We start from the raw sequence: 21,028 nt of genomic DNA, 5'->3' as shown, positions 1-21,028 counted from the left end.
TGGGGGCGTGGGTAGCAACGCCGGCGGGCTGTACGCACTGACTGAAGACCACGACGCGATCCGGGCCGCGGTCCGGGAGATCTCCGAGCGCGAGATCGCGCCCTGGGCGGCCGAGGTCGATGCCGACTCCCGGTACCCGGTCGAGGCGCAGAAGGCCCTCACCGCCGCGGGCTTCCACGCCACGCACATCGAGGAGCAGTACGGCGGCGAGGGCGCCGACGCGATCGCCACCTGCATCGTCATCGAGGAGGTCGCCCGGGTCGACGTCAGCGCCTCGCTGATCCCCGCGGTGAACAAGCTGGGGTCGGTGCCGGTGATCCTCTCGGCGTCGGAGGAGCTCAAGCAGAAGGTGCTGCCCTCCATCGCCTCCGGGGCGGCGATGATCAGCTACGGGCTGTCCGAGCGGGAGGCCGGCTCGGACGCTGCGGCGATGAAGACCCGCGCCCGCCTGGAGGGCGACTCCTGGGTGCTCAACGGCGGCAAGGCGTGGATCACCAACGCAAGCGTGAGCGAGTGGTTCACCGTGATGGCGGTGACCGACCCGGAGAAGGGCGCCAACGGCATCTCCGCGTTCGTCGTGCACAAGGACGATCCGGGCTTCGCGGTGGGCGCCAAGGAACGGAAGATGGGGATCAAGGGCTCACCCACCTGCGAGTTGATCTTCACCGACTGCACGATCCCGGCCGACCGGATCATCGGTGAGCCCGGCACCGGCTTCAAGACCGCGCTGAAGACCCTGGACTTCACCCGCCCGACCATCGGCGCGCAGGCCGTCGGCGTCGCGCAGGGGGCGCTGGACGCGGCGATCGCCTACACGAAGGACCGCAAGCAGTTCGGGAAGAGCACCTCGGACTTCCAGGGCGTGCAGTTCATGCTCGCCGACATGGCCATGAAGATCGAGGCCGCCCGGCACCTGGTCTACGTCGCCGCCGCCCGCGGGGAGACCGGCGGACCGGACCTCACCATGGTGTCGGCGTCGTCCAAGGCCTTCGCCTCCGACGTCGCCATGCAGGTGACCACCGACGCCGTCCAGCTGTTCGGCGGGGCCGGCTACACGCAGGACTTCCCGGTCGAGCGCATGATGCGCGACGCCAAGATCACCCAGATCTACGAGGGCACCAACCAGATCCAGCGGATGGTCATCGCGCGCAACATCCTGCGCTGAGTCCGGCGGCGGGACCCACAGCTGCACTCAGTCGCCACGCGGACGGGTCAGGCCCTTCTCACGTGGAGGGCCGTCTGGTGCACGGTCGGGGCTTAGGGGCTGAGAAGTCGACACCAAGAAGGCAGCGCTGACGATCAGAGCTGCACCTGAGCCCACGGTGAAGGCCAAGGAGGCCCGGAGCACGAGGTCTGGAAGAGCCCAGAACACCACTGAGCCAATCGACAGGCCTGCGGTCCACACGACGGCGACCCGGCGCTGTCGTCCCGCCGAGACCAGTACCTGGCTGAGGACCAGCAGCCCCAGGTGTAGCCCGGCACCCAGGGCCAGCAGCCCCGTCTCTGGGCGCGACAGCGCGTACTGAGCACCGAAGAGCACGGACACCACCCACGGGCCGACGGAAGCCCCCAGCGCCAGTGCCGCAGCGCCGGCCGCTGCCGTCGCCGCCAGGGTCCGGATCACCAGTCGACGGACGGCTGACGGCCCCCCGCGCTCTCGCGCGCCGATGATGACCGGCACCAAGGCACTCTGCAGAGGGACGGCGACGAAGAGCGGGAGCCGGACCAGGGTGAAGGTCGCCACGTAAGCGGCTGCGAGGGGCGCCTCAGCAGCGTCTGCGACGGAGGCGATGAGGACCGGGCTCGAGTTCAGCAGCACCTGAGCAGCGAGTGAACCGACCAGCAGGTGGGCCACCGCCGACGGGAAGGGGCGCTCATCGACCTCAGACCGGCCCGGCCCCGCCGAGACGTCCGAGCTGTCCTTCACGCCGGACCGCGCCTGAGGCCGTAGACGGGTCCAGGCCAGCAGGGGCAGGTGGGTCAGGGCCGCTGCCACGACGAGGGTCCACGCGAAGGCAGTCTGACCGGCCGAGGGGAACACCAGGCTCACGCCGACCGCAAGGGCAACGCGCAGCACCGAGTCGATGAGCAGCAGGGTCCCGTGGGTCTGCAACCTCCCCGTGCCCAGGAGGAGTCCGCGGAGCAAGAACTGCCCAGCGCTGACGAGGACCAAGAGACCCAGCGGTGCCAGAGTGCCCCTGTCTCCTGCGAACGCGGGCACCAACAGGGGTGCGGCCGCCCCGAGAGCGACCAGGCACCCGACGACCAGCAGGCAGATGGTCGTGGTGGTCAGTGCGGGTAGTCCCGCCGAGCGGCGGGCGCTGAGACGGCGCGCCAACTCGAGTTCGACAGGCAGGAAGGCGCCGAAGCCGACGATGAGGGACATCGACCAGAACGCCCCGAACCCGCCGTACTCCCCGCCGGACAGGTTGCGCGCGACGATCGCCAGGTATCCGTAGGTCAGCGCGCCTGAGCCCACGATGCACAGGGCGACCCATGACAGGGAGAGAGCGGACCGGCGAGACGTGGACGCCGTCAGCTCGCCCACGTCCCGTGGGCAGGATGGGCGGTTCTACGCAGCACGCGACCACGGTAGCCCGGGACTCCGAGCGTGAGCGGGGCCGACACCAGCGTGAGCCGGACAGCGCGGCGGGTCAGGCGGAGGGAGGGATGCCCATCTCGCGAACCCCCTCCGACACCGTTAGAGGCGCACCGGTGGCCGCCGCCACCTGCTCGACGCTGACGCCCGGCGCCGTCTCGCGCAGCACGAACCCGGCCTCGGTCACGTCGATGACGGCCAGGTCGGTGATGATCCTGTCGACGCAGCCCTTGCCGGTGAGCGGAAGGGAGCACTCCTCGACCAGCTTCGGCGACCCGTCGCGGGCGACGTGCTCCATCATGATGATCACCTCGCGAGCGCCGTGGACGAGGTCCATGGCCCCGCCCATGCCGTTCACCATCTTCCCGGGGATCAGCCAGTTGGCCAGGTCGCCGCGGGGGTTGACCTGCATGGCGCCCAGGACGGCGACGTCGATGTGCTTCCCGCGGATCATCCCGAACGACAGCGCCGAGTCGAAGAAGCTCGCGCCGGCCTGCAGGGTGATCGTCTCCTTGCCGGCGTTGATCAGGTCGGGGTCTTCGTCGCCCTCGAAGGGGTAGGGGCCGACACCGAGGACGCCGTTCTCCGACTGGAGCACCACGTGCACGCCGTCGGGGATGAAGTTGGGCACCAGGGTGGGCATGCCGATGCCCAGGTTGACGTACTGGCCGTCCTGCAGGTCCAGGGCGACGCGGGCAGCGAGCTGGTCGCGGGTCAGAGCCATGGGTCAGGCCTCCTGGGGTGCGGCGGGGCGGGGGCGGGTGGTGCGCTTCTCGATGTCCTTGCCCTCGGCGCCGACCTCGACGACGCGTTGCACGAAGACCCCGGGCAGGTGGATCGACTCCGGGAGGATCTCGCCGGGCTCGACCAGCCGCTCGACCTCGGCGATGGTGATGGTGCCGGCCATCCCGCACAGCGGGTTGAAGTTGCGCGCGGACTCGTGGAACACCAGGTTGCCGTGTCGGTCACCGACCGCAGCTCGGACCAGCGCGAAGTCGGCGGTCAGCGCGGTCTCCAGCACGAAGTCCTGCCCACCGAAGTCCCGGGTCTCCTTGGGCTCGCTGACCAGCGTGACGTTCCCGTCGGCGTCGTAGCGCACCGGGATCCCGCCGTCGGCGACCATCGTGCCGACGCCGGTGGGGGTGAAGAAGGCGGGGATCCCGCAGCCGCCGGCGCGCAGCCGCTCGGCGAGCGTGCCCTGCGGGGTCAGCTCGACGTCGAGCTGGCCGGACAGGTACAGCCGGGCCAGCTCCTTGTTGCCGCCCACGAAGGAGGAGATCGTCTTGGCGATCCGTCCGGCGTAGAGCAGCACCCCGAGCGCGGCGTCGTCCACCCCGCAGTTGTTGCTGATCGTGGTCAACCCGTCCGCGCCCTGCTCCAGGAGCGCGTCGATCAGCTTGATCGGCACCCCGCAGAGCCCGAAACCGCCCACGGCCAACGAGGAACCGGCGCCGATGTCGGCGACCGCCTCGGCTGTGCTGGCGACGACCTTGTCCATGCAGCGACCACCGTCCATCGAAATCGCTGGGCGGGGCTCAGCTCTGAGCGGGGCGGCCCAGCTCGCGGATCCCGTCGAGCCTGAGCCCGAGGGTAGCGGTGACCCCCTCCGTCTCGGCCCGGTGCTGCAGCCCCCCGGGGAGCGGATGCCGGCTCAGCACGATTGAGGCACCAGCGGCGAGCGGGGCGAGCAACCACGCCACTGGACCGGCCTCGGTGGCGGCCTGCTCGTCGACCAGCACCCGGTCCCCGGCCACCATGCCCAACCGGCCGGCCAGCTCGGTCGCGGTGTCGACGAGCCCGCCGAGGGTGAGCTGTAGTCCAGCGAGCAGCAGCCCGGGGGAGTCCGGGGTGGGGGGCTGGTAGGGGGCGAAGTGGTCGCCATGCACCCGTACCTCCAGGGTGAAGTCCCGGGCGTCGCCGACGTAGCCGGTCATGCCCATCCCGAGCGGGTGCAGGGAGAGCCCGAGGAGCTCCTCGACGCCCTGGCCCTCGATGGCGGCGAGCCTCGACTGTTCGGCCAGCACGACGTCGACGTCGGTCAGCCGGTCCTCGTCCTCGGCGGCGGTGTCGACGACGGCGGCGCCGCACGACCAGACCGCGAGCAGTGCGGCGGCGGTCTGCCAGTGCACCGGGAGGGCCAGGGCGACGGTGCTCCCCGGGCCGACGTCGAACTCGTCCTGCAGCAGGTTCGCCGTCTTGGAGACCCAGTTCGCGAGCGTGGTGCCGGACAACTCCACCCGCTCTCCGGTCGCGTCGTCGTAGTGCGTGACGAGCGGGGCGGCAGCGTCCCGGCGGAGCACGGTCGCGATGAGGTCCGCGGGAGTGGCGGAGGCGATGGGATCAGTGAGCCGCATCTGACGAGCGTGACAGGAAGTCCGACGGACGCGGCGAGTGGCCGCCCCCAGCGTCCGGGCCTGGTTAGAGTCGACGATCGATGAGCACTGTCCCCGGTACTGCCGTCATGCGTGTGGACCTCCTCCTCCTCCGGAGCACGAGAGCACGGCTCGGTGGCACGCCAGCTGTCCCTGTGGCGCGTGGCCTGTCCCACTTCGGAGAGCACGGGTTGGGGTGGCTCGCGCTCGGTGGCGCGGGATGGGCGGTGGCGAGGAACCGGGGCGACTGGCCGCGCTCCTTGGCGGCGATCGTCGCAGCGCACGCCACCGGGGTGGTCGTCAAGCGGCTGGTCCGTAGGCCCCGGCCAGCACTCGACGACGTCCCCCCGTTGGTGAGGACGGCGGGCCGACTCTCCTTCCCCAGTGCGCACTGCTGCTCGACAGCCGCGGCTGCCGTCGCCTTCGCGCCTGTCTTCGGGCGGCCGCTCATGGCCGGTGCCCTCGTGGCCATGGGCGTGTCGCGGGTCTTGCTGGGGGTCCACTACCCGTCGGACGTCCTCGCTGGGTCGGCCATCGGAGGACTCGTGGCAGCCGGCTTCAACGCCGCTGGGCCACGTGCACCCCGGAAGGCGTTCTCGTGATCGACAGCTCCGCGGCATCCGGACCGGGGGCTGATGGACCGGCGTCCAAGCCGAGCCCGGCACGTGTTCCCCCCCCTGCGAGGACCCCCGGTCCCCGGGGCTCGCGTGCCTGGGGCTTCGTCCGCGCCCTGAGGCCGAGGCAGTGGGTCAAGAACGTCCTCGTGCTGGCTGCGCCTCTCGCTGCAGGCGCCGTCTTCGACCCGGATGTCCTCCGACCGACCATCGTGGCCTTCCTGCTCTTCTGCATCTCGGCATCTGGCGTCTACCTCGTCAACGACTCGATCGACGTGGAAGAGGACCGCCGGCACCCGAGGAAGCGGTTCCGTCCCATCGCGGCTGGACTGGTCCCGCGCACCGCGGCCGTCGCCATGGCTGTCGTCCTCTTCGCTGTCGCCCTCACCTGCGCGGTGCTCCTGACGCGACCGGCTCTGGCGGGTGTCCTGGGCAGTTACATCGTCATCCAGCTGGCCTACTGCGTGTTCCTCAAGAACCAACCGGTCATCGACCTCGCTGTCGTCGCCTCCGGGTTCTTGCTCCGGGGCATCGCGGGAGGAGTCGCGGCTGGGCTCTTCCTGTCCCAGTGGTTCCTGCTCGTCGCCGCGTTCGGATCGCTGTTCATGGTCGCGGGAAAGCGGTACTCCGAGTTCATCTTGGTCGGCGACGCGGCGGCAACGCGGCGCACGCTCCAGGAGTACTCCGCCAGCTACCTCCGTTTCGTCTGGAGCCTCTCGGCCGGAGTCACGGTCACCGCCTACAGCCTCTGGGCCTTCGAGATGGCCAGCACCCAGGAGGGACCTCCTTGGGCGACGATCTCGATCGCCCCCTTCGTCCTGGCCGTGCTCCGCTATGCCGTCGACGTCGACAAGGGCTCGGCGGGCGCCCCGGAGGAGATCGTCCTGAGGGACCGGGTGCTCCTCTTCCTGGGCCTGTTGTGGGCAGTACTGGTGGGCCTGGGGGTCTTCACGAGCTGATCGCCCCCAGAGTCCCTCTTCGGGACGACAGACCCTCCGCGGTGCACCGCCGCCGACCGGGCGTGGGCTGGGGCAGATCGGTGTGCAACCGGTTCGGCGCGGTCCTGTCCGGGGGGAACGCGACCATGGGACGGCGTGCCGCATCGGTGGATCCGTGGCCGTCGGGGGGGCGGGTGATCACTGTCCGCCCCCACCCATCAAGCCAGCCGGCGCTGGGGCCGCCCACGCAGACGAGACCGTGTCAGGCGGGGTTCTCGGCCTCGACGCGGTGGCACGCAGAGCGCCGAGCTGTCGCCGGTCGGCGCGCCGCGAGCCCCGGACTCAGTTGATGCAGGCCGTGTCGGCGGCAGTGCGGGGGTCCTCGCCCTCGACGGGAGCGGCCGCCGTCGTCTCGGGGGTGGACAGGGCCGCGCCCACCCCGTTGAAGTCCGATCCCAGTACGAGCTGGACGACGCCGGACTCGACGTCGTCGACCTGGGCGGTGGTGGCACCGGGGATGGAGGCGGCCAGCGTCGTGGCCAGGGCCTCGTCGCCGGCCGCGTACCGGATCTCCGTGGCGGTGTACTCGGTCGAGTCCGCGTTGCCGGTGGCCGCGACGGTGAACCCGGCCGCCTCCAGCTGGCTCGCCGCGGTTGCTGCCTCGCCGGCGATGCCCGATCCGTTGAAGACCGACACCGACACCTCGGACGGCTCCACCGTGGCCGGGGCCGCGGTCGGCTCGGCCGACGCCGGGGTCTCGGGCTCGGCAGAGAGGCTGGCGAAGAAGGCGTGCAGGGAGTCCTCGTCCTGCAGCTGGAGGATGTACCGGCCGGCGTCGTCGGTGCTGTCCCCAACGTAGGGGACGGTCTGGAAGTCGATGCTGCCAGCCGTGACCGCTTGCATCTGGCTGGCCAGGTCGAGCAGGTCCAGCGTCTGGTCGATGGTCAGGGACTGGGCCGCTGCCTCCACGAGCTCACGTTGCTTGCCCAGGTCGTAGAGCACGTTCTCCGAGAGCATCTTGCGGATCATCCCGGCGATGAACGTCTGTTGCCGGATGATGCGGTCGAAGTCGCCGCGGGGTAGTCCATGGCGTTGGCGCACGAACGACAGGGCCTGCTCGCCGCTGATCGTCTGCACGCCGGCGGGCAGGTCGACCCCTGAGAAGGAGTCCTGGACCGCGCTGCAGAGGTTCACCTCGACGCCACCGATGACGCTGGACAGGTTGAAGAAGCCGAGCAGGTCGACCTCGGCGTAGTGGTCGATGGACAGACCCGTCAACTGGCTGAGTGTCTGGATGAGCAGCTGTGCGCCCATTGCCTGCCTCTCGGCGTCCGTCGCTCCGTCCGGCGCGTCGGACATCCCGTACGCGTAGGCCGCGTTCAGCTTGTCGGAGCCGTGCCCCGGGATCTCGACGTAGGAGTCGCGAGGGAACGAGACGAAGGAAGCTGCGGACCCGTTGGCGGGCACGTGCACCAAGATCATGGTGTCGGTGTTGATCCCGTCATTGGCCTCGGTGTTGAGCTCCGCGAGCTCTTCCTCCGTGGCACTGGCGCGACTGTCGTTGCCCACGAGCAGCAAGTTCATCGCCGAGTTGGCGTCCTCGACGGCAGAGACCCCGTCGTTGCCGCTCGTAGGTATCGCGTCGGTCCGGTTCACGCTGGCCTCGACGACCTGGCCGAGGTACCAGCCCCATCCGCCCGTGGCGAGGAGGACCACGGAGAGCAGGCCCGCGACGACGCGAGCACCGACAGCCAGCCGGGTGATCCTCGTCCTCCCCGCACGTTCGGTCGGCAGCGTGGACCGCCCCCCGGTCGACCCGCGACGGGGTCTGCCGGCTCGGGGGTCGAGGCGAGGGGGGAGTGATCGGCTGACGCTCACGGGCTCGTCTGCTCGGTCCATCGGTCGGTCCTCCCTCGAGCTGGCGCCCTGGTCGCGCGGTCACGGCCCCGGTGGAGGCCCTGCGCACGATACGTACCGCGCCTGTGCCTGCCGGCCGCGGCGCGCCCGTCCCAGATCTGCAACGGGTCCATCGGCGCGTCGCGGGGTCGGCTGGTGCCAAGACCGGGTCAACACGTCAGCGTTGTGTGACGAAAGTGCGCACATCTCGCCGAGACCCCGTCCCCGGTCAGGAAAGTGCCCGTTCGGGGGCTCAAGGACCGGTGGCGGTGGGCCGATGACAGGTCAGACAGGCCCGAGTGCTCGTGGGCAGTTCGTCAGTCAACGGAGGAAGCACAAAGTGCGTCGGATACTCGGGGGCCTCACGGCCTCCATCGCCTTCACCGGGACCGTGTTGGTCCTCCCGGTGTACGCAGCCCCCAGCCCCTCGCCGCATCCGGTCGAGTCCTCCATCGACGAGATCGCCTTGGGATCCGTGGTGGAGCCGACGGCTGATGCCGTCGTGTCCACCGACGGTGTCGTCGCACCCGAGGGCGTCAGCGAGGCAGAAGCCACCGCGAGCGGGGCACCCAGCACGGCGGAATCGCAGCCGCCGAGTGAGAGTCCGGCCCCGCCGACGCCAGAGGCAGCACCCCCGTCGGCGGTTCCCGGTGAGGAGCCCGAGGGGGCATCGCCCTCCGCCACGCCCACGGACGAGCCGGTCCAGCCCGAGGCGCCGGACTCGACCACCGATGAGGACGTGGTGTCCTCCGGCGCGGAACTGACCGGCGTCCCGGCTCTGACCGTGTCGGACGATGAGCGCGACACGTTCGCCAGTGTCGGCGTCACGTGGCTCGAGACACCGTCTGTCGAGGACGTCGTCGTCCAGATCCGCGTCCAGCACCTGGATGGTGCCTGGGGGGAGTGGACGGCGCTGGAGCCCGACGACATTGAGCAGCAGGAGTCGGTGACGACGCCGTCCACCGAGGTCAGGGCAGGCACCGCCCCGTACTGGACCGGCGACGCCACGGGCGTGGAGGCCGTCGTCCAGGGCCGAGACGGCGCTGTGCCCGAGGACGTTCGCGTCACCCTCATCGACCCGGGCACCAGTGCGGCGGACGACCTCGCATCCACTGCGCCTCTGGACCAGGCGAACGCGGCCATGGCCATGCCCGCAGTGATCACCCGCGCCCAGTGGGGAGCTGACGAGCGGATCATGAACTGGGATCCGGAGTACGCCCCGACGATCAAGGCGGCCACGCTGCACCACACAGCGGACGGCAACAACTACGGGCCTGACGACGTGGCGCGGATGATGCGCTCGATCCAGGCCTTCCACAGCGTGTCTCGCGGTTGGGGCGACATCGGCTACAACGTCATCGTCGACAAGTTCGGGCGCATCTACGAGGGGCGCTACGGCGGCCTGAGTTCCACGGTCGTCGGCGCACACGCAGGTGGGTTCAACACCTCGACGTTCGGGGTCTCGATGTTGGGCAACTACGACACGGCCCAGCCGCCGCAGGCGATGGTCAATGCAGTCTCGGCGATCATCGCGTGGAAGTTCTCCTTGTACGGGGTCAACCCCAACGGCACGACGGTTCTCACCTCAGGTGGTGGCGGCACCTCTCGTTACGCAGCCGGGGCGAGGGTGACGCTGCCCACCATCTTCGGGCACCGGGATGTCGGGAGCACTGCCTGCCCGGGCCAGTACGGCTACGCCAGGCTCGGCGAGATCCGTGCAGCGGTGGCGGGCCGTGCGGGCAACGAGTCCTTCGTCCGCGCCCTCTACCAGGACATGATGGTCAGGACCCCGGACCCCAACGGGCTCGGCGACTGGACCTCCAAGCTGACCGGGGGCGGCTGGTCGACCCGAGGTGTCGCCTCGGCCTTCTCGAACTCGACCGAGTTCCGGATGCTGACCATCACTCAGGCCTACCAGCAGGTGTTCAACCGAGCCCCCGATCCCGGGGGGATGAACACCTGGCTCCAGTACCTCGCGAGCGGAGCCGTGCGCATCGACACGCTGCGTCCGACGCTCATGGCGAGCCAGGAGTTCTACCTGCGGGGTGGCAGCAGCGACAGCGCGTTCGTCAACAACATCTACCAAGCAGCTCTCAACCGTGGTGCTGACACGTGGGAGATCAACTACTGGGCCAACGTCCGGCGCACCAGCGGACCTGCCCCGGTCATCGCAGCGGTCTGGGGCTCAGCAGAAGCCGGCATGCGGCGGGTGGACCAGACGTACCAGTACTACCTCGGTCGTCCGGCGGCCCGTGGCGAGCAGGAGTTCTGGCTGCCCGTGCTCATGGGCTCCGGCGACGAGCAGCTGCGGCAGGACGTCATGAGCAGCATGGAGTACTTCCTGCGGGGAATGAGCCGGTTCCCCGGCTGACAGCCCTCATCAACCCCGGTCGGCCTCCAGGGGTGGAGGCCGACCGGGGCAGGCTCTGTGCGTGACGACCCCGGACCCGCCTCCGGATGCAGACGATCGTCGCTCAGGTGCCGGGGACAGCCGCGGTCGCGATGCTGTTCACGCCCACGAAGCCGATGCTGGTGCCAGTCCCGGGCACTTCGATCTGGGCGGCCTGGGACAGCTTCGCGAACGTCGGCCCGTCCCACGTTGCGAGGGCGCCGTGAATCGAGTACTGACCCTCTCCCAGCCGCAGGTCGGTCAACCGGACGTCGAAGTCACGTCGCCCCCTCAACGGCGGCATGCGTTCTCCGAGCAGCTGCGTGTTGGTCCCGAAGACGGCTTGCCCGGTCGGCGTGTCGATCCCGACCCCGAGGACCCAGTCACGTAGTTCGTTGTCGGACTCCACGGTGACACGCAGGACCAGGTCTGCCCCGGGCACGGCTGTCGTCACCGGCACCAGGTCGGGCCCCAAGGTCTTGACGGCCAGAACCCGGGACAACGCGCCTTGGCCACTCGCTTCCATCTCGTTGGTCGACTGCACGTCGAAGTCCGCGCGGAGCAGGCGTGTCGCGTCGCGCGGCGCCCCGTCGAGCATCACGTGGCCGTTCTCGAGTACGACGGCTCGCGTACAGATGTCGACGACCTGGTCCAAGGCGTGGGTGACCAGCACGATCGTGCGACCTTCGCGCTGGAACTGCTTGATGCGGTCCATGCACTTGCGCTGGAACGGTTCGTCGCCGACCGCGAGCACCTCGTCGACGAGGAGCACATCAGGGTCGACGTGCACGGCAACAGCGAAGGCCAGACGCACGTACATGCCCGACGAGTAGAACTTCACCTGGGTGTCGATGAACTTCTCGATCCCGGAGAACTCGACGATGTCGTCGAAGCACTTGTCCGTCTGACTCCGAGACAGGCCCAGGATGGCGGCGTTGAGGTACACGTTGTCTCGGCCGGTGAGGTCCGGGTGGAAACCCGCGCCGAGTTCTAGGAGCGCAGCGAGGCGTCCTCGCCGACGCACCGATCCCGAGGTCGGCTGGATGATCCCGCCGATCGCCTTCAGCAGCGTGCTCTTCCCCGAACCGTTGGGTCCGATGAGCCCGACGGTCGTGCCCGACTCGATGCTCAGGTCCACGTCGCGAAGAGCCCAGAAGTCCTCTCGGTGCTGGCGCGACAGAGTCGCGTTCACCAGCCGCTCCTTGATGGACTTGTCCTTGCGGATCACGAAGCGCTTGGACAGTCCCTCTACTTCGATGACGGTGGGGGACGCAGTGGACATGTCACAACTCCTGGGCGAAGTTGCCCTCGAGGCGGGCAAAGAGGCGTTGGGCGAGCCAGAGGAGCACCAGGCCCACGAGGAGCGCGACGCCCAATCGGCCGGCCAGACCGTCGGGGACCGGCTGGTCGGTCCCGGCCACCCACAAGGCGCGCTGCATGCCCAGGACCGCCAGCGTGATGGGGTTGTCGAGGTACAGGTTCTCGGCGGTGGCACCGAGCGCGTCCCTGACGAGAGCCCAGGAGTACACCACCGGCGATGCCCAGAACAGGATCGTCAGCGAGATCTCGACCAGGTACTGGACGTCGCGGAGGTAGACGTTCACTGCAGCGAGGGCCATGCCGATCGCGGTCGCGAAGACCACGATGACGGCCAAGGAGAGGGGGACGTACAGCAGTCGGGTTCCGGACGGGATGCTCCCGGCCAACAAGATCGCCGGGATCAGGATGACCAGTTGGGTCAGGAAGTTGAAGAGGGCCGACCCGACGGTCGCCAGCGGGAAGACCTCTCGGGGGAGGTAGATCTTCCGCACCAGCCCCGCGTTGCTGACGATGGAACCGGTGCTCGAACTCACGATCTCGGCGAAGAGCTGCCAGATCATCAAGCCGGTGAAGATGTAGATGGCGAACTCGGGGATCGAACGCTCGGCGCCCAGGAACTTCCCGATGGCCACGTAGTAGACGAGGAGGATCGAGAGCGGTCGCAGCAGACTCCACAGGAACCCCAGCGTGCTGTCCTTGTAGCGGGCCTTGAGCTCCCGCCGCACCAGGAGGCCCAGCAGTTCGCGTTGTCCGGCGATCTCGCGCAGGGACCGCCCGGTACCGGAGAAGAGCCCCCCGCCCGGCGCGCTGGACTGCCAGTCCGCATCGGCGAGGCGAGCGCTTCGGGTCTGTGATTCGAGCGTGCTCATCGGTCTCCGTACTCAGGTCTGTGCGCCGCTCGATCTGGCAGCGTTCACGAGGGTAGGTGACAGGTGAGGATCACCTGGTCACCCCGGACTGACCCGCTCAGGCGCCGGTGGGCCCGCTGCCCCGGACGGCCAAGGTCGACCACGCGGCCGCTGCATAGTCGTCCCACGTCCTGGACGGGCGGGCGAGAGCCTGGGCCACCAGGGAGCTGTGAAGTGCGTCGTCCTCGATGACGGCGCGGAGTCCGCGTGCGATGTCGGCATCGTCGCGTGGGTCGACGAGCACCGCTCCACCGGCCGCGCCGATCTCGGCCATGGAGCCGTACCGCGAGGTCACGATGGGCGTTCCGCAGGCCAGGGACTCCGCGATGGGGAGTCCGAACCCCTCGTTCAGCGAGGGGAACACCACGCATCTGGCCACCCGGTAGGCCGCCCACAGCACGTCGTCCGACATCGTCGTCACCACGTCGAGCGGGCGGTTACGGCCTCGAGCTGTCGCCACGGCGCTCTGGAACGCATCGTCGTTCCACGATCGACCTCCTACGAGCACGAGACTGAACTGGACGCCGTCCCTCCAGAGGAGTTCGGCGGCGTGCAGCAGGGCCACGTGGTTCTTGCGAGGCTCGTGGGTGCCGACGCACAGGACCATGGGCAGTCCTGGAACCGTGAGACTCGCACGCACTGCTGCGAGGTCCACGTCCGTCGTGGCGGGCGCCTCGGCCGGCAGCAGGTCAGGAGTTATCTCGGGCCCGCGCTGGCCGATGGAGGAGAGCATGCTGCGCCACCCCCGGTACTCCAGCGCGGCTGCCTGGGAGATCGCCGACACGTTGTCCATGTGTCGTACTGCAGCGAGGTTGGATGCGAATGCCTCGCTCACACCCAGTGCCGTGGTCTCAGCGGTGGTGATCGGGACGCAGTCGAAGCCGATGACACCGCTGCGGCCACGGGCGAACTGTGCGATGGCAGCGATGCGCTCGTTGCGCTCCCTCTCGGGCGACAGCTCGGGCAGCAGGTAGGTCGACCGCCACGGGACGATCACGGTCCCTCTCTCGTGCCCGTTGCTGCTCCTCGCAGGCGACCCGGTGAGGGCCCGCTCCTGCTCGTCCGGCCCCAAGAGGCGCAGGTGGCTGTGGTCGGGACTCCAGGCGACCAGGCGGACGTCGTGGTCACGCACCCACCGCTTCGAGGTCTCACGAGCGACCCGTTGGATGCCGGTCGCCACGTCGGCCCGGGCGGTGTGCTCCAGGTCGACCAACACGTCCCCCACCATGACCTCGACGTCCACGGTGTCGCGTGCGCTCCCCAGCCAGTCATCCACAGCTCTGCCGACGGGCGAGCCGAACGCGGCGGACACACCGTCGAGACGGATCGTGCGCACCGTACGGCGAACGTCGTCCGCGCGGGGGAGCCTCGCGTCGAGGACAGCGAGAGCCAGCCACACCGTCGAGGGGTCGGCCGTCCGCAACGCGATCTCGAACTGCGCCACCAGACCGTCGATGTCGGGAGCGACGGATTCGACCCCGAGAGCGGTCAGCACCGTGGTCATCCGCGAGGCGAGGGACCGGCGGACCGAGGGCCGGCTCACGGTGAGTCGGGTCCGCAGGGAGAGCGCGGTCTGGCTCTTCAGAGCGGAGGTGATCTTCATGGAGCACCCCCGTCGCTCACGGTGACCGTCGAGATGGCCCACAGATCACGGGCGTAGTCCGACCAGTCGCGTGGTGTGCGGCCCAGCGCATCTGCCCGGAGTCCCGCGACCAGGACGTCGTCGGTGAGCAGACGGTGCATCTGCGCTGCGATGGCCAGGTCGTCGAGCGGGTCCACGACGAGTGCGCCACCGCCCTCTGCGATCTCCCGCGTGCTGCCGTAGTCGGTGGTCAAGCACGGCGTTCCGACGGCGAGGGACTCGGCGACGGGCAAGCCGAAACCCTCGTGCAACGAGACGAACACCGAGAACCGGGCCGACCTCAGGGCGCTCCACAGGTCACGGTCGCTGACCGCGGTGAGACGGCGGATGCGGCGGCCATCGGCCTGCAGACGGTGCATCGTCGTGTCGAACTCCGTGGCCCAACCGCCGCCCCCGATGAACTGGAGCTCGAACTCCAGCCCTTGGCGCCACAGGTGCTCCGCTGCGTGCAGGACGGCCAACTGGTTCTTGCGTGGCTCGAAGCTCCCGATGCAGACGACGACGGGCACGTCTGTCGTCGCGCGGCCCCCACCGACCGGTGCTGCCACGGGCAGGACGCATTCCAGGACCTCAGGACCGCGGAGGCCCTGCGCGCCGAGCATGGCGATGAAGCCGCGGAACTCGGCCGCCACCGACCGGCTGATGCACGCCACCCGGGTGGCGTGCTTCACGACCTCGAGGTAGCGCATGAAGCGGTCGGGGAGGCCGTGGTGGATGAGCTCAGGGCTGATCGCGGGTATGCAGTCGTAGCCGATGAGCACGATCTCACTGCCGGAGAAGCGCGCAAGGCCGACGATCGCTCCGCAGCTCTCGGGCCTGGGGTTCTCCAGCAAGACCACCGTGGTGTGCCACGGGACGAGGAGCCTGGAGGCCGGTGGGTCCGGCATGCCTCGACGAGGCGTGTCCTGCGCGACGTCGTGCTCTTGGTGCCACCTGAGGACGCGTCCCTCCTCCCTGGGCTGGAGGGTCCGCAGTGCGCCGCCGGTGGCGGTCCAGCCGGCCAGTACGAGCTCGTGCTCACCCGCCCAGCGGGGGATCGTCTCGCGAACCACCCGTTGGATGCCGGTGTGCAGGTCGTTGCCGGCAGAGAAGTCGACGTCGACGACCACGCTGCTGACCACGTCCATCTCAGCTTCGGGAGAGCCCCACTCCCTCGCGGCCAGGTACCCGGCCTCGAGGAGCCAGGCAGCGAAGTCGGGCGCGCGCTGCAGTTCTCTCTCCCGACGTGCGGCCAGGAACAAGTCGGGCAGCGGGTAGGCGCCGGTGAGGGCGGTCAGGAGCAGCCACAGGTCGGCGTCGTCGCGACTGGCGTGCACCTGGTCCACGAGGGAACCGAACACGCGCGCGGTGGCAGATGCGGTGTCGTCCCCGGTCTGGGTCTCCGTCGCCGACCCGAGAGCTCGGGCCGCGGCCCGCAGGCGTTGCTGGAGCGCGTGCACCGCGTCCTTCCTGGGGGCTGATCGGACCCCGGCCGCCGGGCTCACCGGCGGCCTTCCAGACGACGCTTCTGCACCGTGCGGAGGGGTGCCGTGACCCGCCAGGAGACGGTCTCTCTGATCGCTTCGAGCTCCTCGCGCAGCCGGACGACTTCGTGCGTGGGTGCGCCGCTGGTCGAGGTGCCCCCGGAGGCGGCGGCCGCCCAGCGGCTGAGGACGGTGCCTCGCCACCGGATGAGGTCCTCGAGAGCTTCCCGTCGTTCGCGCTCGAGTCGTGTGATGCGGGCTTCCTGGTCCCGGAGTCGGGCCTCGACCACCACGGCGTCGTGCGTGACGAAGACGTCCAGCGGGTTGGCGGGAGAGACCAGGTGTGGTCGCATCTCGGCGGCGTGTTCGGCTGCGACGTAGAACCGCGACAGGCCGTCGAACAGGCAGAACTCGTAGCCGGCTCCGACGACGATGCTCTCCCACTCGGCGTGGGTCTGGGTCGTCGAGTTCGGGGCGGTGGCCTCGACGACCAGCACCCAGGGGCGCCAGCGGTCGAGGTCGACGGACTCGAGCACGGTGGCCTCGGATCCCTCCACGTCCACGACCATGAAGTGGATCGGATCCTGGACGGTCAGGTGTTCGTCGAGGACGTCGTCGAGCGTGCGCGCCGGCACGATCTCGTCGTTGGCCTCCCAGCCGTCGGCTCGGTGTCTCTCGATGATCGAGTCATCCAGTGTGGACAGCCCGGTTCCTGCGACGACGTGGACCACGACGCTGTCCACGTCGTCTGCCGTGATCGCCGCCTGGACGACCGTGTCGCCGGGACGCTCGGACCGGTAGGCCTCGACGAAGGCGGTGACGGGCTCGATCTCTATGCCGCGCCAGCCCCTGTCGTAGAACGCTCTGGTGATCGACGAGGTCGTGGGGTGGTTCGCGCCCACCTCGACGTACCGCCCCGCGGGCACCTGCCCCAACGCGCGCCAGAGGACGACGTCCTCGGCGTTCTGTGCATAGGAGATGAAGGGACCGTCGGCAGACACTCGGCGATCCTAAGACGTCCGGTCGGCCGCGAGTGCCCACTTCCCCGGGTCGGCGCTGCATCACGGCCTCGACCGAGCACCACGGGCGTCCCGGCTGCCCCGTCCGCGAGATCTGCAGAACCGCGGGTCCACCACGTCCTGCTGCGGGTCTGTGCCGACACGTCGTGTCGGCGTCCTCCCGACCCGTGTGCAGGTGCTCAGCGGCAGACGGGTGCGAGACGTGTCCAGCGGCACGGGAGTGTCTGACCGGCGCGTTGGGCAGACCGAGCGGACGCGGCATCTACCATCCAGGGGCTCGTCGGGAGCAGTCGTCGGGGCCGTGTGATCTCCGTCCGACCCAGGCCCGACGGGACCTCCCAGAAGACGATCTCGGCGTACACCTGTCGACCGAGCGAGGCCAGATCGAGCCCCATCTGAGCCCCAGAGAGAGGACCTGATGTCCCAGACGGTCGTCCTGGTGGGCCTCGCGTGGGGCCTGCTGACCATCGTCGGCGTCGTCCTGCTCGGCGTCCTCACTCCGGACGTGCGCCGGAAGCTCCTGCCTGCGGCCCCCCTGCTGGGTGCCTCGCTCCTGGTCGTGGTGCTGCACACCACGGGGATCTTCTTCTCCGTCCGCACGGGTCTGGTCGCGGTGGCTGCGCTCCTCGTGGTCCTCGGTGGGGTGGCCGTGAGACGCGGGGCTGTTCGAGGTCTCGCCGACCGGAGAGCTGTTGCCTGGTTGGTGGCCGGAGTCGTTGTCGCCATCCCGGTCACGGCGGTCGCTCTGATCCCCACGGCTGCGGTGCAGGACTCGCGGGTGGTGAGCCCGAACCAGAGCAACGACGGGGTCTGGTACGTGTCCGTGAGCAGCTGGTTGGAGGACAACTCCATCCTGGACGTGCCGGTCATCGGCGCAGGTCCCGAGGTGGGAGACGGAGTCCCGGCCGATGGACCTGCGGTCTCGGCACTCACCTTCCCCATGCGGGTGGGGCAGGAACTGGTCCAGGCTTCCTTGAACGTCGTCACCGGCACTTCGCCGATCGTCACGTTCACCCCGTGGATGACCCTGTGGGTGTTCCTCGTCCCCGGGGGATGCATCGCGGCCGCCTCCGTCCTGGGTCTCCGGCGGGGCGTCGGCCTCGCGGCCGGGATCGTCCTGGCGAGTTCGGCCCTCGTCGTCCAGCAGCTCTACAACCAGAACGCTGCGTCTTTGCTGGGGATCTCGTTGGTCCCGTTGGTCCTCGCCTGTGTCGCCAACGCCGTCGAACGGCGGGGGGTGCCCCTGGTCCTGGCAGGACTGATGCTGTCGACCCTGCTGGGGACGTACTCCGAGTACACACCGTTCATCGCCCCGGCCCTGGTGGCTGTCACGCTCCTCCGCCGTCGAGGGCTGCGAGAGGCCACGGTCAGGGCCTTCGGGGTGGTGGCCTGGGCCATCGTGCTGGCGCCGCTCGCGTGGCTCCGGGCCTACCAGACCCTCACCGGGGTCAGAGGTGGTGCCACCGAGTCGCTGCCCGGGGCGCTCCTCGACGCCCCCATCGGGGTCATCGTGAGCCGGCTGGTGGGGGTCGGCCCGCTGGGAGACGCCTTGGAGCCGAGTTCCGTTGCTCCGGTTCTGGCTGGCCTCGTCGTGCTCGGCGTCCTCCTCGCTGTGGTGCTCGGCCCTCATCGGGGTCTCTGGATCGGGTTCGTCGCGGCGGCTGTGCCGTTCATCGCCTACCTGTCGGTGACCGGGGTGGGCTACACCCAGCGTCGGGCATTGGAGATCGCGGTGCCGGTCCTGCTGTTCGCGGCCGTCGCCGGCTGGGGGGCGGCCGGTACTCGTCTGTGGGCCCGGCTGAACGGGTCTGGTCGCCCCACCCCCTCGGAGCCGCGCGTCGCTCGCGATTCCGTGGGACAGCGGACGCCGGTCGTCGAGACCGACACAGGGGGTGGGAGTCGGCTGCCGCGAAGGATCGGGGCAGCTGCGCTGATCGCCCTGGCTGCCGTGCCCGTCGCGGTGTGGGCGGGTGTCAACACGAGGTCGTCTGCGGCTGCACTGCTGACACCCGCCGAGATGCAGGCGCGGCACGTGGACACCGACTTCTCGGATGCGGTGGGTTGGGTGCAGGACGTCGGTGGCTCGGCTGGTGAGGACGTGTCCGTCGTCGTGCCCAGCTTCTTCGAGCAGCAGTGGCTGGCCCTGTCCCTCGAACCCCTTCCGGATGTGGAGTACCCCTCGGTCAGGTCGGACTACTTCCGCACGCAGTCCTTCTGGGACGGCAGGGTCGACCGTTACTGGCTGGTCGGGGGCGGCGTACAGGTCGACGCCGACCCCGGTGTCGTCGTGTACGCGAACGACCGCTTCCGGCTCTTGGACCTGAGCCGAGGAGACGCGGTGATGGCCGCGCCCTTCGGCCTGGACACGTGGAACACGGGGGTTCGTCCGGATGGGGGGTTCACCACGCTCGGAGACGCCCAGGTCCTCCTGGTGCGTTCTCCTGACTCGACAGACGGGGTTGCACTCACCGTGCGTGCCGAGTCCGCGGCGGCTCTCTCAGTGGGGCTCACGGCGCCAGACAACCCCGGGCAAGACCTCCCGGCCCTGACTGCCGTGCCGGAAGCAGTCGAGTTCGCCCTGGCGCCCAGGGAGCAGACCCTCGTCGTGTCCGTGACTGCCACCGTGCCTGCGGGCTCGGATGCCCTGAACTGGATCGAGATGACAGGTGTCGAACGTGTCCCGTGAGTCTGTGAGAGACATCGACCTCGTGATGGGTCTGACCTACTACGCCCCGTACGTGAGTGGGTTGACCGAGGCCGCCCGGGTCGTGGCCGAGGGCCTGGTGGCTCGGGGACAGCGCGTCGTCGTGATCACGACCAGGCACGACCCGAGCTTGCCGTCCAGGGAGGTGGTCAACGGTGTCGAGGTCCACCGGACCCCGGTCCTGGCTCGGGTGGGCAAGGGAGTCGTCAGTCCGTCCTTCCCGGTCGCCGTCGCGCGCGCGGCACGGCGGTCCAAGGTCCTGAACCTGCACATGCCCCTCCTGGAGGCAGGCGCGGTGGCGCTCCTCGTTCGCGACACCCCCATGGTCCTGACCTACCAGTGCGACGTGTCCATGACCGCGACGGCGGTGGACCGGCTCCAGCAGACGATCATGGACAGGTCGTCCGCTCTGGCCATGCGCCGGAGCGTGACCGTCGTCCCCTCGAGTCAGGACTACGCGGACCACTCCCGGCTGGGACCTGAGATGGCTGGCAAGACCGAGCCCATCGCCCCCGCCTGTCTGGATCGTTCCGGAGGGGCACCCACGTACCGGGACGGGCCGGGCATGCACGTGGGTTTCGTCGGCCGCATCGTCGAGGAGAAGGGCCTGGAGTACCTCGTCGAGGGCTTCAGGCAGCTGGCCGATCCGGCTGCGCGACTGCTCATCGCCGGCGACCACACGAAGGTCGCCGGGGGGAGTGTCGTGGACCGCGTCCGCAAGGCGGTGGGGGAGGACGATCGCGTGCGACTGCTCGGCTTCCTGCCCGATGCCGAACTCGCTGACCTGTACGCCTCGTTGGACGTCTTCGCGCTCCCGTCGGTCAACTCCTTCGAGGCTTTCGGCATCGTCCAGGTGGAGGCGATGATGACCGGCGTGCCGGCGTTGGCCAGCGACATCCCGGGAGTGCGCATCCCCGTCCAGGCCACCGGTTTCGGGCGGGTCGTCGCGCCCCGCGACCCCGGAGCCGTCGCGCGTGCTCTCCAGGAACTGCAGGAGACGCCGCCCGACCGGGTGTCCGGGGCGGCGGCCACGCGAGCTGTCTACGGTGCCGAGCGCACGATCGACGCCTACAGCTCCCTCTTCGAGCACGTGAGCCAGCGGGATCAGCCCACCCCCACCGGGTGACTTCGGCCGCCCCCGGTCAAGGCGCACAGGGGCGATGT

General features: G+C 69.6%; 16 protein-coding genes. 6 read left to right on the top strand and 10 right to left on the bottom strand.

The window, feature by feature from the left end; genetic code table 11:
- The first annotated feature begins 7 nt into the window (after positions 1-7).
- Positions 8-1,165, top strand: a complete 1,158-nt coding sequence (locus ASG36_RS16285; RefSeq protein WP_055766147.1) for an acyl-CoA dehydrogenase family protein — start codon at positions 8-10, stop codon at positions 1,163-1,165.
- A gap of 27 nt (positions 1,166-1,192) precedes the next feature.
- Here the strand turns inward: ASG36_RS16285 and ASG36_RS16280 are convergent, their stop codons facing one another.
- From ASG36_RS16280 to ASG36_RS16265, 4 genes are all read right to left on the bottom strand, one after another.
- Positions 1,193-2,548 (bottom strand): lipopolysaccharide biosynthesis protein, encoded by a 1,356-nt coding sequence (locus ASG36_RS16280; RefSeq protein WP_055766144.1) that lies wholly within the window; start codon positions 2,546-2,548, stop codon positions 1,193-1,195.
- Between the two features lie 106 nt (positions 2,549-2,654).
- A complete protein-coding gene (locus ASG36_RS16275) occupies positions 2,655-3,323 on the bottom strand; it encodes a CoA transferase subunit B (protein WP_055766141.1) in 669 nt (222 codons plus the stop codon).
- Positions 3,324-3,326: 3 nt separating this feature from the next.
- The gene (locus tag ASG36_RS16270; protein WP_055766138.1) at positions 3,327-4,097 is read right to left on the bottom strand and encodes a CoA transferase subunit A; all 771 of its coding nucleotides are present in this window, start codon (positions 4,095-4,097) and stop codon (positions 3,327-3,329) included.
- A 37-nt stretch (positions 4,098-4,134) separates the two neighbouring features.
- A complete protein-coding gene (locus ASG36_RS16265; RefSeq protein ID WP_055766135.1) occupies positions 4,135-4,953 on the bottom strand; it encodes a TIGR03089 family protein in 819 nt (272 codons plus the stop codon).
- Between the two features lie 80 nt (positions 4,954-5,033).
- Here ASG36_RS16265 and ASG36_RS16260 point away from each other — a divergent pair, with 80 nt between their 5' ends.
- Both ASG36_RS16260 and ASG36_RS16255 read left to right on the top strand, forming a co-directional pair.
- Positions 5,034-5,573: a phosphatase PAP2 family protein gene (locus tag ASG36_RS16260; RefSeq protein ID WP_082523199.1), complete on the top strand. Its 540-nt coding sequence runs from the start codon at positions 5,034-5,036 to the stop codon at positions 5,571-5,573.
- Positions 5,570-6,544, top strand: a complete 975-nt coding sequence (locus ASG36_RS16255; RefSeq protein ID WP_200944519.1) for a decaprenyl-phosphate phosphoribosyltransferase — start codon at positions 5,570-5,572, stop codon at positions 6,542-6,544. Before ASG36_RS16260 ends, ASG36_RS16255 begins: the two co-directional genes overlap by 4 nt.
- Before the next feature lie 321 nt (positions 6,545-6,865).
- Here ASG36_RS16255 and ASG36_RS16250 read toward each other — a convergent pair whose 3' ends face one another.
- Positions 6,866-8,179 (bottom strand): LCP family protein, encoded by a 1,314-nt coding sequence (locus ASG36_RS16250; RefSeq protein WP_235495123.1) that lies wholly within the window; start codon positions 8,177-8,179, stop codon positions 6,866-6,868.
- Between the two features lie 646 nt (positions 8,180-8,825).
- On the opposite strand from ASG36_RS16250, the gene ASG36_RS16245 reads away from it, so the two are divergent.
- Positions 8,826-10,790 (top strand): DUF4214 domain-containing protein, encoded by a 1,965-nt coding sequence (locus ASG36_RS16245; protein ID WP_235495122.1) that lies wholly within the window; start codon positions 8,826-8,828, stop codon positions 10,788-10,790.
- 103 nt (positions 10,791-10,893) lie between these two features.
- On the opposite strand, the gene ASG36_RS16240 is transcribed toward ASG36_RS16245, so the two are convergent.
- From ASG36_RS16240 to ASG36_RS16220, 5 genes are all read right to left on the bottom strand, one after another.
- Entirely contained in the window at positions 10,894-12,090 is a 1,197-nt protein-coding gene (locus ASG36_RS16240; RefSeq protein ID WP_055766126.1) for an ABC transporter ATP-binding protein, read from the bottom strand.
- A gap of 1 nt (position 12,091) precedes the next feature.
- A complete protein-coding gene (locus ASG36_RS16235; RefSeq protein ID WP_055766123.1) occupies positions 12,092-12,997 on the bottom strand; it encodes an ABC transporter permease in 906 nt (301 codons plus the stop codon).
- 97 nt (positions 12,998-13,094) lie between these two features.
- The gene (locus ASG36_RS16230) at positions 13,095-14,540 is read right to left on the bottom strand and encodes a glycosyltransferase family 1 protein (RefSeq protein WP_162245201.1); all 1,446 of its coding nucleotides are present in this window, start codon (positions 14,538-14,540) and stop codon (positions 13,095-13,097) included.
- A gap of 95 nt (positions 14,541-14,635) precedes the next feature.
- Positions 14,636-16,003 carry a glycosyltransferase gene (locus tag ASG36_RS16225; protein WP_157498855.1) on the bottom strand — a complete coding sequence of 456 codons (1,368 nt, stop codon included), beginning with the start codon at positions 16,001-16,003 and terminating at the stop codon, positions 14,636-14,638.
- Between the two features lie 155 nt (positions 16,004-16,158).
- A complete protein-coding gene (locus ASG36_RS16220; RefSeq protein ID WP_162245200.1) occupies positions 16,159-17,067 on the bottom strand; it encodes an FkbM family methyltransferase in 909 nt (302 codons plus the stop codon).
- A 511-nt stretch (positions 17,068-17,578) separates the two neighbouring features.
- On the opposite strand from ASG36_RS16220, the gene ASG36_RS16215 reads away from it, so the two are divergent.
- Both ASG36_RS16215 and ASG36_RS16210 read left to right on the top strand, forming a co-directional pair.
- Positions 17,579-19,846: a hypothetical protein gene (locus tag ASG36_RS16215; RefSeq protein ID WP_055766112.1), complete on the top strand. Its 2,268-nt coding sequence runs from the start codon at positions 17,579-17,581 to the stop codon at positions 19,844-19,846.
- 4 nt (positions 19,847-19,850) lie between these two features.
- Entirely contained in the window at positions 19,851-20,990 is a 1,140-nt protein-coding gene (locus tag ASG36_RS16210) for a glycosyltransferase family 4 protein (RefSeq protein ID WP_200944518.1), read from the top strand.
- Positions 20,991-21,028 lie beyond the last annotated feature (38 nt).

Source organism: Geodermatophilus sp. Leaf369, assembly GCF_001424455.1.
GTDB lineage: Bacteria > Actinomycetota > Actinomycetes > Mycobacteriales > Geodermatophilaceae > Klenkia.
The sequence above is the reverse complement of the archived record's forward strand: the minus strand, read 5'-3'. Positions and strand labels throughout refer to the sequence as shown.